This is a genomic window from Winogradskyella thalassocola, from assembly GCF_900099995.1.
In the GTDB taxonomy this organism is placed as follows: Bacteria; Bacteroidota; Bacteroidia; order Flavobacteriales; family Flavobacteriaceae; genus Winogradskyella; species Winogradskyella thalassocola.
On sequence record NZ_FNCZ01000002.1, the window covers coordinates 373,619 to 386,773 of the forward strand.

General features: G+C 35.8%; 9 protein-coding genes. 8 read left to right on the forward strand and 1 reads right to left on the reverse strand.

What is annotated here, in order from left to right; genetic code table 11:
* Window positions 1-33 precede the first annotated feature (33 nt).
* The 8 genes from BLT80_RS08630 to BLT80_RS08665 all read left to right on the forward strand — a co-directional run bounded on the left by BLT80_RS08630 (window position 34) and on the right by BLT80_RS08665 (window position 11,993).
* Complete coding sequence (locus tag BLT80_RS08630) at window positions 34-2,418, forward strand: tail fiber domain-containing protein (protein ID WP_092467219.1); 2,385 nt, start codon at window positions 34-36, stop codon at window positions 2,416-2,418.
* A gap of 10 nt (window positions 2,419-2,428) precedes the next feature.
* On the forward strand, window positions 2,429-3,052 hold the full coding sequence (locus BLT80_RS08635) for a hypothetical protein (protein WP_092467220.1): 624 nt from the start codon (window positions 2,429-2,431) through the stop codon (window positions 3,050-3,052).
* Window positions 3,053-3,069: 17 nt separating this feature from the next.
* Entirely contained in the window at window positions 3,070-4,650 is a 1,581-nt protein-coding gene (locus tag BLT80_RS08640) for a GumC domain-containing protein (protein WP_092467221.1), read from the forward strand.
* A gap of 9 nt (window positions 4,651-4,659) precedes the next feature.
* The gene (locus tag BLT80_RS08645; protein WP_092467222.1) at window positions 4,660-6,381 is read left to right on the forward strand and encodes an OmpA family protein; all 1,722 of its coding nucleotides are present in this window, start codon (window positions 4,660-4,662) and stop codon (window positions 6,379-6,381) included.
* Between the two features lie 214 nt (window positions 6,382-6,595).
* The gene (locus BLT80_RS08650; protein WP_092467223.1) at window positions 6,596-8,035 is read left to right on the forward strand and encodes a tail fiber domain-containing protein; all 1,440 of its coding nucleotides are present in this window, start codon (window positions 6,596-6,598) and stop codon (window positions 8,033-8,035) included.
* Between the two features lie 253 nt (window positions 8,036-8,288).
* Window positions 8,289-10,001, forward strand: coding sequence for a tail fiber domain-containing protein (locus tag BLT80_RS08655; RefSeq protein WP_092467224.1), 1,713 nt, complete (start codon window positions 8,289-8,291; stop codon window positions 9,999-10,001).
* A gap of 4 nt (window positions 10,002-10,005) precedes the next feature.
* A complete protein-coding gene (locus BLT80_RS08660) occupies window positions 10,006-11,058 on the forward strand; it encodes a hemagglutinin protein (protein WP_092467225.1) in 1,053 nt (350 codons plus the stop codon).
* Between the two features lie 164 nt (window positions 11,059-11,222).
* On the forward strand, window positions 11,223-11,993 hold the full coding sequence (locus BLT80_RS08665; RefSeq protein ID WP_092467226.1) for a T9SS type A sorting domain-containing protein: 771 nt from the start codon (window positions 11,223-11,225) through the stop codon (window positions 11,991-11,993).
* Between the two features lie 9 nt (window positions 11,994-12,002).
* Here the strand turns inward: BLT80_RS08665 and ribB are convergent, their stop codons facing one another.
* Entirely contained in the window at window positions 12,003-13,151 is a 1,149-nt protein-coding gene (ribB, locus tag BLT80_RS08670; RefSeq protein ID WP_092467315.1) for a 3,4-dihydroxy-2-butanone-4-phosphate synthase, read from the reverse strand.
* Between the last annotated feature and the right edge of the window lie 4 nt (window positions 13,152-13,155).

Below are 13,155 nucleotides of genomic sequence, written 5' to 3' on the forward strand. Positions count from 1 at the left end.
AATAGAAACCAATAACCAATAAAAATCAGCACTATGAAAGCATTTACGTTATTAATTGTATTAATCATTTCAAGTATAAGCTTTGCGCAGCAAGGCATTAACTACAAGGCACTTATTAAAGATGACCTAGGAAATGTTCTGGCCGACCAAACTATTGGTGTTCAGTTTCAAATACGTGAAGCCGCAGCAAATGGTAGTGTTGTTTATTCTGAAACACATACACCAACAACTGACGCTAACGGAATCATAGTTTTAAACATTGGTACAGGTACTACTACAGATACATTTAGTGCTATTGATTGGAGTAGCAATGAGCATTGGCTTAATCTACAAATTGATATTACAGGTGGCACGAATTATACAGATATGAGTAACACTCAATTTATGGCTGTGCCTTATGCTTTAAGTGCTGTTAATGCAGCCACTAAAATAGACGATTTATCAGATGGTAATTCTGATACTAATGGTTCATCTCTATTCATTGGTATAGATGCTGGGGAGAATGATGATGGTACTAGCAATAGAAATGTAGGTTTAGGATATAGATCACTTTACTTAAATACAAATGGAAATAATAATACCGCTAATGGATATCAAGCTTTAAGAAATAATTCTACAGGTACTAATAATATTGCTCTTGGAGCTTATTCATTATATAACAATACAACAGGGCGTTATAATTCGGCTAATGGAGCATCTGCTTTATTTTCTAATACTATGGGAGATTACAATACAGCTAACGGATATAGATCTTTATATAGTAATACTGAAGGAGATAATAATACTGCAATAGGTGATCAATCGCTTAATTCCAATACAACAGGAAGTGATAACACAGCTTCTGGAAGTTCTACCTTAGAAAATAACACTACAGGTACAAATAATACTGCTAACGGATATTATGCAATGCGGTTTAACACCACAGGCACTAATAATACAGCTATGGGCAGAAGTGCCTTAGTGTTAAACACCATAGGAAGTAATAATGTTGCATTGGGTGTTGAGGCTTTACTTTCAAATACTGAAGGAACTGATAATACCGCTAACGGTTATAGAGCATTATATTCAAATACTATAGGAATTTGGAATTCTGCATTGGGTAACAGAGCTTTATATTCTAATACCACAGGAAATAATAATAGTGCTCTAGGACGTTTAGCTTTGTATAGTAATACGTTAGGTAATGATAATACTGCATTAGGGCGTTCGGCTTTATATCTAAATACTGAAGGTAGTCGTAATACCTCTACTGGTCATTCTGCTTTATATTCTAACACCACAGGAGACGATAATACTGCAATGGGTCATAGTGCATTGTATTCCAATACAACAGGAGATGATAATACCGCAATGGGACATTCTGCTTTGAATTCCAATACTACAGGAGAAGAAAACACCGCATTAGGATATTTTGCACTTTTTTCAAACACTACAGGTGAAAAAAACACTGCCTTAGGGACGAATTCATTATCAACAAATAACACTGGTTTCAATAACAGCGCCATGGGTTATAAAGCTTTAGAATCAAATACTACTGGATTTCAAAATACGGCAACAGGCTCAGAAGCATTAAAGAATAACACAATAGGTTATTTCAATACCGCAACAGGACATAATTCGTTAGGGAGTAATACCACTGGAGATAATAATACAGCAATGGGCTATCATGCATTGGAAAGAAATATAGACGGTAATGGCAATACAGCAATGGGTACTCAAGCATTAGATCGAAATGATGATGGTAGTGGTAATGTAGCTATCGGAACATTCTCATTAGGCTTCAATAGAAAAGGAGATAATAATACCGCGGTAGGACTTAGAGCCCTAGAAAATACTAGTACAGGACATAATAATACAGCTATTGGTGGAAGAGCTCTATCAGAACTTAATAATGGTGGATTCCTTATTGGTCCGAGTAATAATATTGGTATTGGCTATGAAGCAGAGGTACCATTTCCTACAGGTTCTAATCAAGTGCGTATTGGAAATACCGACATTACTTATGCAGGTATACAAGTAGATTGGTCCATAACCTCAGACAAACGATGGAAAGACAACATACGTAAGTTACCCTATGGATTAGATATGGTGATGCAATTAAATCCTGTGGATTATATCCGTAAAAATAATGAACATAATACTCGCGAAATCGGATTTATAGCTCAAGAATTAGAAGAACTACTTAATAAATTAGCCTACACCGATCAAGGTTTATTGACCAAAGATGATAAAGGCTATATGAGTGTGCGTTACAATGATTTTATTCCCTTGCTAACAAAAGCAATTCAAGAGCAGCAAGCTATTATTGAGAGTCAAAACTCACAAATTAAAACCATGTCAGCAGACAATTCCTCTTTAAAAACCACCCTTAACAACCTCATCTTACGTGTAGAAAAAATAGAAGCAAATAACCAATAAAATCAAAATCATGAAACTATACATAGTATTACTCGTACTTATTACCACGCTAACATCTTGCAAAGAAAGCAATGAAACAAATTCATTAAAACAAATTGAAATTACAGAAACAGCAACTGCGGAAGTAGTAAACAAAGAAACACCAATTAGCATTGAATCAGCAAATAAAGGCACTTTTCTATGTGAAATTAACGGCAAAGATTGGGCTTACACCAAAGCATCAGGTATTGTTGATACACATGCAAAAACAAAAAAACGTACGGCAATAATGACGTTTACCAAGAAACTAGATAAAGGCTCAGAAAGTGTACAGTTGTTTTACGATGCAGACAGTTATCAGTTAGAAAAAGCTACAGCTATTCTAAAGACTCCCAAAAAAGGAGGTGGTACAATGAGTGCCATGTACCAATTGCTTAATGAAGGAGGTAAGCGTACACCAGATAGCGTAATTTCAGGAGTCATAGATTTATCTAATGCTACAGTAGCATCTGGTACTGCTGAGGTTTCAAATATGAAAATCCGTTTTAAAGAAGATGAATTAGAAGATGCATCCATGGAGGTCATAACTTTTTCATCATTAAAATTTAGTGGTGTAGGCTACTCAGATTTAGATAAAGTGTTCGGTAATAATTAATTAAATACTTCACCACTATGAAAACTATAATCACACTCGCCTTTGTTGCTTTTAGCTATGTTGGTTTTGCGCAACTTATAGATAATTTCGGTAAAATAATAACTCATGAAATTATATTGAATAAACAAGATGATGGTACTTATACAGGTGCAGTCGAATGGACAACAGGAGGCATCGATTCTCTGCAACGGTTTGTGATTAATGATCTGAGTATTAAAGCGCCAGTTATGGTTAGGATAGTTTCAAAAGCACCAAATTATAATATAGATCTTACATTTCACAAAAATAATTGGGATAGCGAGGAAGCTAAAATTTCTACCAACGGAAAGAAATTTGTGGATAAAATATTCAGGACTAAAAATTTGTTGGGTCTTGGTGTGAGTTCAGAGGTCGCTGGCATTCCCTATTTAATAAGCGTGAGGGTGGGTCTGCAATTTCCTTCTACCCAATCTATCATTCGTGTTACCGATGATAAGGAAGAATATACCAAGCATCTGCGTGGTCTCGGTATTCAAGGCGACCCCTTTGGTGGCAATTCTACCCCGAATACGTCACAAAGTACGGTTGCAACAACAGGAAGTTCTGATGAAAATAATACACTTTTGTACATTATTATAGGTCTCTTGTCAATTATAGCAATACTGTTTGGCATATTCCTTTTTAAGAAAAAGCCTAGAAGCAACGCACTATTATTAATGCTTTGTTTCGGTTTTTCACAATTGATGATGTCTCAAAGTACAACACCAAGTAATGTGCCTATGGCTGATCAATCTGACGTTTTTTTGGATTATGCCAATAACAATGTGGCTAATCAAGTGCCGGTAACTTACGATGATCCTGGTTTGATTCCTGCCATGGATAGAGACGCCTATGTGTCATACGATGGAGGTAAAACTTACGCGCTAATTAGATTAAGACCTAATCAAGGGGCAATTGAATTGTCTCCTGAAGATGCAGCAGAGGTCAATAGACAAATGCAAGAAGCTACCGATGATTTTAATCGAGATTTTAGGGATAATATGCCAGGAGAGGATACCGAAGGCGATCAAAGAACACTCCCCGTTGACCGAACTGCCGAAGAACTTGAACAATTAAGAAGGCAAGTGAGAAGGCTTCAAGCAGCTGTAGAAAGATTGGAGGCAGAGAATGAAGATGGTGATGACGACGAAACTGAAAACAATCCAGGCAATGAAATTTTAATCTACTGTGAAGTACGAGACGAATGCTTCAATTGCATGAATAAACATTTGCAAGATTTTACGACCCATTACGCCTATTATATCCATTTACAAAACTATTATTTTTTCAAATCGACTGTGTTGAACGATTACATCACTTGGGGTAATAGTATGTCTAGTTTGCCTGGAGGAGGAGGAATTGGGTGGACGTCAACTTTATTGCATAAAGTAAGACCTGCCATGAAAAAAATGAAGAAAGCCTATGATAGTAGATTTGATGATTATATAGCATCAATGGAAAAAGATCTCAGCAATATAAAAAATTGCGCATCTAGTATGCAGCTTGCCAGTTCAGGTACTTATGAAGCACAAGTAGCACAGTTGATACAAGCGCTAAAAGCTGCAAGAATCTCAAAATAAACAAACGCTATGAAAAAACTAAGTCTTCTTTTACTAGGTGTATTTGTCATCTATTCTTGTGGTAATAAATCAAGTGATTCTAAAAATTCTAGTACTATTGATAGTACTCCTTCACATACGAGCACAGAATCCAAGACATCTGAAAATGCAATTGATAATCCTTTCAAAGTTGCTACTAATTCCGAATTAAATGACCTATTTAATATGGGCAAAGGTATGCTTGAAGCCTCAGAAAAAAATGGCGATGCAGATTTTCAATTAGATACCGAAACCATACTCGATATGTTAGAAGAAAGTGGCGTGTCTCGTGAGTCCATGGAAAAGCTCATCAATAATCCAGATAGCCTTAAAGTACTTGCACAACAAGCTATGAAAGCACGACAGGAAGCTAAAGAAGACATGCCTGTAATAAAAGAAAAGATTACAAAAGAGCAATTAGCCTCGAAAAAGACACCAACTGGTGTGTCTTTAGAAGAAGCTATTTTAATCGTTCAAACTGAATCAGGTCCAGAAGCCACAATGGCAAAACTGAAAACTATTGATTCTTTAGCAGGCACAAATATGATGTCTCAATTAGATCTTACAGAAGCCGGCTATGTGATGGGTGATGTAGAGCGGAAAAATGAAATTTCAGCCAGTGCTGAAGAAGAGCAAAAAATGAAAGAACTTCAAGATAAATCACGTCAAATGCATAGTGAAAAAGAGTCAGGAGAACTACTTGCTGAATTGGAAGCAACCGAAAAGGCGATCGCTTCAGGGAAATTAAAAGCGAGTCCTAGATATGAACGTGCCATTACATACAGAAAAAAAGCGGTCACTCATTTTCATAAAAACATTGTTCGTAAATCGGAAGTCGCGAAACGAAAATTTAAAGCATTAAATCCAGATTTATTTTATGGAGATGAGGTCGGTGTAAGCTATGTGGGTAATCTTAATAAAACAGTGTATTTACCATTAGGACCATTGTCTTTTGCAGATGAGGTCGTACAGGTTAATCATCCACAACTTTTAACACAAGAGGTAAATAACGTTCTCGGAGAACCCGATGTTATAGAAACATTTGATGATGCTACTGGCATATATAGTCTTGGACTTGGCGGTACATTAACTATCCGTTTTACGGATAACGCTTTAGTAGATGTTAATGGACCCGATTTATATCTTTTTGAAATTGGCCAACTAGAACCCACAGATCTCGAAATATCAAAAGACGGAAAATCTTGGATAAAAATCGGAAAGATTGATGGAGGAGTGGCTGAGGTAGATATTAGCTCGTTTGTAAAGCCCAACGAACTCTTTTATTATGTACGGTTTAAAGACCTTAAGGAAAAAAGTGGAGTACCAGGTGCTGATGTCGATGCCATTGCAGCTATTGGCTCTGCAATGCGATTAAATTTAGATAGTCAAGTATTATTCGATTCTGGTAAAAGTGAATTAAAACCTGAAGGTATAAATGCATTAAAAGAATTAGTAAGAAATATCACTGTACTCAAAAAAGGAAAAGTAATCGTTGAAGGTCATACCGATGATGTGGGCAGTGAATCAACCAATAAAGCCTTGTCACTAGCACGTGCTCAAAGTGTATCTAAGGCATTAAGACAGTTAATACCAAGCACTCAATTTAAATGGCAAGAAAAAGGCTATGGCGAATCTAAGCCTATAGTAGAGAATGATTCGGATGAACATAGAAGTAAGAACAGGCGCGTAGAAATATTGGTGGTGCCTAATTAGGTAAAGTGTATTCAATTTATCGAATTGGGAATTAAAAACACTGTAGAGCCCACGATACGATTTACATTATGAAAAGGCACAATTAAGGCATTAACTTTTGTTTTAGAGTAGTTTGAGTCTATGCTTATAATAACAAGATATAGAAAAAAATAAGTTTATGTTAACATCCTATGTTTTTATCTCACTAAAGGTAAATGCATAAACAGTAACCATTATGAAATCACTTATTACTCTTATTTTAACTTTATTACTCGCAACACTTGGTTTTGCGCAAAACGGCATCAACTACAAAGCCATTATCAAAGATAACTCTGGTAATGTTATCGCCAACGATTTAATATCCGTACAATTTACCATTCTTCAAGGTGTAGATCAAACCAATGTGTATCAAGAAACCCATACACCAACTACAGATGCCAACGGCCTTATTATTGTAAATGTTGGTGAAGGCACACTTATAAGTGGCACGTTTGCAACTATCGATTGGGCAAGCGATACGACCTTTTTAAACACCAAAATAAATACAGGATCTGGTATGGTAGATATGGGGACTACCGAGTTTAAAACGGTGCCTTATGCTATAAATGCTAAAACAGCAACGGTTGCTGCGAACGTGACAGGTCTCGAAGCGCTTAATGAAGGAAATGGCATAGGTTGGAGATTAAAAGGACGAAACCCTAGTTATTATGGTAGTATTGGATTAAGTGCTGTAGATTTAAGTTATAGTAGTGGATCAAGTTTCTTGAATGGCGCTATAGGAGATTATTCCATTTCTATGGGTGAAAACACAACAGCCTCAGGACAAAATTCCATATCCATGGGTGAAAATACTTATGCACCTGGACAAAATTCCATATCCATGGGATTTAACACAAGAGCCTCAAGTTATGCATCTGTAGCTATTGGAAAATACAATGTCGGTGGAGGAAGTGCTTCAACTTGGGTTTCAACTGATCCAATATTCGAAGTTGGTTTTGGCGGCTATATTGGGTTTCCAGTCAATAATATAATTAGATTAAACTCTTTTACAATTTTAAAAAATGGCAATGTAGGAATTGGTACTTCAACACCGTCTACAAGTTTGCAAATAGCTGTAGGTGATGATGCTAGCTATAGTAGTGATTCGGGTTATTTGGTATTGGGCTCTACCAATGGGTCTAATCTTGTTTTTGACCAAAATGAAATAATAGCAAGAAATAATGGAGCTGCCTCAACACTTTTTTTACAACAAGATGGTGGTGATGTTAGAGTTGGAGGTGTAGTAGTGCATAGTAGCGACAGACGTCTAAAAAAAGACATCACATCTTTGACTTACGGTTTAGAAACCATTTTAGAATTAAACCCTGTAGAATACAATTGGAAAAATAGAGAACAAGACCATAAATCGCTTGGTTTAATTGCTCAAGAGGTACAACCTATACTCGAAAACATAGTACATATTGCAGATGACGAGGATAAAACGTTAAGCGTTAGCTATACGGAGTTAATTCCTGTGCTGATTAAAGCCATTCAAGAACAACAAGAGATTATAAAAATCCAAGCTTTAAAAATAAACGGGCTTACCGCAGAAGCAGAAGAGAAGGACAAAACTCTAAAGGCATTTGACAGTCGTTTAAAACAGATGGCAAGCGTATTAAATCAAACACATCAATAATGACAACTATCATTTATATCTGTTCTGCAATTATAATATTAATTCTATTCAACTTTATGTTATTACTATTTAGTTGTAATAAGAATAAATGATGGTTAGCGCAATAATGTTACATAAGTTACATCAATTGTTACAATAGTGATAAGGTTACAGATGGATCTATAATACTTTTACCAAAGTATTGTAATACTAACAATCAAAAGTCTTAATATATATAAGCAATATGTAATTAACAAATAACCAATTTCTTCTTATGAAAACAAAAATTACATTACTCATCTTATTCCTAACCACTTTAGGATTGGCTCAAAATGGCATTAATTATAAAGCAGTAATTAAAGATAACATTGGCAATATTGTAGCTAATGATCTCATTGTTGTGCAATTTTCGATATTACAAGGAGCGGCGCAAACCAATGTCTATACAGAAACCCATTCGCTTACAACGGATGATAATGGAATAATTACATTAAACATTGGAGAAGGAATCATAATTTCTGGAACGTTTTCTTCTATTGAATGGGCAAGTGATGACCATTTTTTAAATGTTCAAATCAACATAGGATCCGGACTCACTGATATGGGAACCACACAATTTAAAACGGTGCCTTATGCTAAAACAGCAGGTCAAGCGATTTCAGCGAATAATATTGAGTTGCCTTACTATGATGAAACATCAGAATCTGGTGCTGCATTTCATGTTCAAAACGATTACCTAAATGGACGCTATGGAATAGCAGGTTCTGTTGGGTCTGGATCTGAGACATTGCCAGCAAATAATGCTGGTGTTATGGGTCAGGGTACTGGAGCACATGGCGTATATGGAGTATCTAAAACAAGTTTCTTAGCAGGTGTACAAGGTGTCTCTGAATCCTCAGAAGGAGTAGGTGTACAAGGCTATGGTATTGGAGGAGGTATTGGCGGTCATTTTTACACAACTTCTAATGGTGTTGCTGCATTAACTACTGGTAATGGAAATGTAGGTATCGGCATAGGTGAACCAGAAATGAAGATGCATGTGGGTGGTGATTTGTTTATTCAAACCAATTTAGGAGAATTAGTTATGGGATTTCCAAACAATGGAAACCAATGGCAAGTGAGTACAAGAGCTCAAGGTGCAGATTTACAATTTCAATCTAAAGCAACTAGTATAAATAGTTTCACTACTCAATTTAGAATGCTACAGAATGGGGAGTTTCAAGTAGGAGATATTAGCACACCAAGTGCCTGGTTACATGTTAAAAATAATTCAAATATTAATAAAGAGCAACTTCTCTTAGAAGAAGTAGGAAATGATTATGCCAGATTAGGATTTACTAATACCACCACTGATGCAAAATGGGATATTGCAGGATTTCCAAGTAATACAGCATCCTCTGCACGACTCAATTTTTATTTTAGAAATGATGCTGGTGGAAGTGATAGAATGACAATAACTGGTGATGGAGAGGTCGGTATTAATGGCTCACCTACAGCGAGACTTGAATTATTTCAAAGAAGTCAGAATGTTGGCACTGGTTTACGTTTCGATGATGGTACTGCCAACAGTGATTGGGACATTACTCATGGTTTCTCTCTGCGTTTTCATTATGGAGGAAATTTAAAATCACTTATAACTGCAAATACTGGAGCTTATATTGTTAGTTCGGATATTAGCCTAAAAAACAATATTGAAAACATGAAATCTACATTAGATCGTGTTAAGCAACTAAGACCAACGACGTATTACTATAAGGACGATTCTTCAAAAACTAAAGCATTAGGATTTATTGCCCAAGAGGTAAAGCCTATTTTTCCAGAAGTAGTTCATTTTTCAGAAGCCGATGAATTATACGGAATTGACTATGCTTCTTTTGGCGTTATTGCCATTAAAGCCATTCAAGAGCAACAGAAAATTATTGAAATACAACAACAGCAAATAGATGAACTTAAAATGCAAGTAACACATCTACTTAATAAACAATAAAATTATGAAAACGATATCAACCCTATTAAGCCTGTCTCTCGTTATGTTCTTGAGCAATGCACAATCCATAGAAAAATTCAGCATAGATTCTGGTGGTGCATCAGTAACAGCTGGTGGCATTCAAATGCTCTATACCATTGGTGAAGTCAATGTACAAGAGTTAAGTGCTGGAGGAATTTCGGTATCTGAAGGTTTTATTAATGCAGATCTTAAAATCAGTATTAATCCTAAACTATTTTTACAAGGTCCAATTCTCAATCCTACCAATGCAGGATTAATGAATGATGATTTAAGAGCTTCTGGTTACATACCAACCACAAGTCCGTATTCAGATGCTGCGACTTGTAATGCTTCGGTTTTTAATGTTACAGGTACTAATGCTATTGTAGATTGGGTTTGGTTAGAACTGAGAGACAAAACAGATAATACATCCGTTATTTTATCACAGTCAGCTTTGTTGCAACGCGATGGTGATGTGGTTGCTACCGATGGAGTCTCTAACATAAACCTTAATGTGGCATCAGATGATTATTTTGTAGTTGTTAATCATAAAAACCACTTAGGTATTATGACCAATACACCTGTAGCCATAACACGCTCTTCAGGTCCATCTGTTATAGATTTTACAGATGTTAATACAACAACTTATGGTACACAAGCGCAAGCAACGTTGACATCTGGAGCTAAGGCACTTTGGGCAGGCGATGTTAATGGCGATGGTTTGGTAAATTTTGCCGGAGATGTTAATGGTGTTACGACGGATATTATTTTATTTTCTGCAAATACAGATTTCAATACAAATTATGATTTTGTTAATGGGTATTTTAAATCCGATGTGTTTCTCGATGGTAACGTATCCTTCTCTAATGAAGTTAATCAAATCTTATTGTCCGTAATTTTATATCCATTAAATACCGGTTTTAACTCGCAATACAATCTGTTTGCCGAGCAATTACCTTCTCCTTCGGCATTAAGAAGTACAGCACAATTAAGCCTTGATCAATTACGTCTAGAAAGAGCCTTAGAAATAATAGAATTAATAAATAATAATAACTAATGTCCTATTGAAGGTATGAGACTGCTTAATCAAGCAGTTCAGCACAAGTCGCTAGACATTAGAAAAAGGAATAGATTTTAACGAGCTGATTAAAAGGAGAAATTAATGAACTGAAAACACTTTTAATCAGACACTAATGAATAATTAACATCAAAACAAAAATTATGAAAAAAACAATTACACTTTTAGCCATTTTAATAGGTTCAGCATCATTATTTGCACAGAACGTTACTTTCCGATTAAATTGGAATCCAGACAATTCTAACTACGAACTCTATGTAAAACGAGATATCGATGCCGCTGCACCAGTAACCGTTGCGGGTACTGCAGCAGTAACTATTGTTTTTCCAACGGATGTCTCTGGTACTAGAACGTTAGCACACACAAGTGAAAGTGTTTCCACGTTTAATCCAGCAGGTGCCGCTATTAGAAGTCCTGAAGCCTCACCAGATAATGATTTCTATGTATTTAACTCAACAGGAGGTGCAAGTTATATTGGTGTTTTATTCGCTGATGTTGAGGTGCTATGGATGACGTTTACACCATCAGATGGTAACTCTGAAGCACGTTTGTTTGAAAATGCTACAGATCCCGATTCATCTGGTGCTGGTATGATGGGGGTTAATGCACTATCTGATTTTTATACAATAACTCTTGCAGGTGCGATTAATGAGTTTGCAGGCAATGAAGTATTAAGTGTTCCAACGAATGAAATTACAGAATTATCTGTGTATCCAAATCCAGCAACAGACAAAGTTAATATTGTATCTAATAACCCAATAGATAGCATTGAAGTTTATGACATCTTAGGGAAACAAGTACAAGTTTTAAAAGGTGCGGATGAGGTTAATGTTTCTAAGTTAGAATCTGGAATATATTTATTTAAAATCCGAATTGGAAACCAAGTTGAAACACGAAAAATAGTTGTAAAATAGACAGCTAAATTAATACTCTATATAGTCAACAATCTCCAAACCATAACCAATCATACCAACACGTTTGGTTTGGAGGCTGTTTGATAATAATTTTAGTTTTCTCACTTTAAGATCGTGAAGTATTTGAGCTCCAATACCGAAATCTTTAGAATCCATACCTAAGCTAGGTGCTTTTACTAATTCTCCTTCTATTTGATTTTCTTTCAAAATAGACAGACGATTTAATAAATTCATCGATTCCGCTTGTTGGTTAATAAAAATAACAGCTCCTTTTCCTTCAGTATTGATGGAGTTGAACATATTGTCCAATTTCTGGTCTGCGTTATTGGTTAACGTTCCAAGGATATCATTATTAACTAAAGAAACATTAACACGCGCCAAAACAGGTTCGTCCTTAGACCAACTTCCTTTAGTTAAAGCAATATGAATTTGATTGTTTGTCGTTTGTTGGTAAGCTCTAAGTCTAAATTTACCAAAACGCGTTTCAATATTAAAATCTTCTTTCTTTTCAATTAAAGAATCGTGCTCCATACGGTAAGCTACAAGGTCTTCAATCGAAATAATTTTTAAATTAAATTTCTCTGCGACTTTCAATAATTCAGGAAGCCTTGCCATAGTGCCATCCTCATTTAAAATTTCGACTAAAATTCCCGCAGGTTGAAATCCAGCTAAACGCGCTAAATCAACTGCGGCTTCAGTATGACCTGTACGTCTTAAAACTCCTCCATTCTTGGCCTTTAGAGGAAATATATGTCCTGGACGTCCTAAATCTTGAGGTTTTGTATCCTTATCGACTAAAGCTTTTATAGTTTTTGCTCTGTCCTGTACAGAAATACCTGTTGTACAGCCTTGTCCAATTAAATCAACAGAAACTGTAAACTGAGTATGATGTAAAACGGTATTGTTTTGTACCATCATTGATAAATCCAGTTCGTCACAGCGGTCTTCAGTAAGAGGTGCACATATTAGCCCTCTACCATGTTTTGCCATAAAGTTGATCATTTCTGGAGTTACAGCTTCGGCGGCCGCAATAAAATCACCTTCATTTTCACGATTTTCATCATCAACAACAATGATAACCTTACCTTGTTTAATGTCTTCTATTGCTTCTTCAATAGTATTTAGACTCGTCTGTGTATTCTTGGTTTTAGTTATCATCATG

What these genes read in the sequence shown, in the direction of transcription:
- ribB (WP_092467315.1), bottom strand. Translation starts at nt 13,151, where the DNA reads ATGATAACTAAAACCAAGAATACACAGACGAGTCTAAATACTATTGAA.
- BLT80_RS08665 (WP_092467226.1), top strand. Translation starts at nt 11,223, where the DNA reads ATGAAAAAAACAATTACACTTTTAGCCATTTTAATAGGTTCAGCATCA.
- BLT80_RS08655 (WP_092467224.1), top strand. Translation starts at nt 8,289, where the DNA reads ATGAAAACAAAAATTACATTACTCATCTTATTCCTAACCACTTTAGGA.
- BLT80_RS08660 (WP_092467225.1), top strand. Translation starts at nt 10,006, where the DNA reads ATGAAAACGATATCAACCCTATTAAGCCTGTCTCTCGTTATGTTCTTG.
- BLT80_RS08650 (WP_092467223.1), top strand. Translation starts at nt 6,596, where the DNA reads ATGAAATCACTTATTACTCTTATTTTAACTTTATTACTCGCAACACTT.
- BLT80_RS08630 (WP_092467219.1), top strand. Translation starts at nt 34, where the DNA reads ATGAAAGCATTTACGTTATTAATTGTATTAATCATTTCAAGTATAAGC.
- BLT80_RS08640 (WP_092467221.1), top strand. Translation starts at nt 3,070, where the DNA reads ATGAAAACTATAATCACACTCGCCTTTGTTGCTTTTAGCTATGTTGGT.
- BLT80_RS08635 (WP_092467220.1), top strand. Translation starts at nt 2,429, where the DNA reads ATGAAACTATACATAGTATTACTCGTACTTATTACCACGCTAACATCT.
- BLT80_RS08645 (WP_092467222.1), top strand. Translation starts at nt 4,660, where the DNA reads ATGAAAAAACTAAGTCTTCTTTTACTAGGTGTATTTGTCATCTATTCT.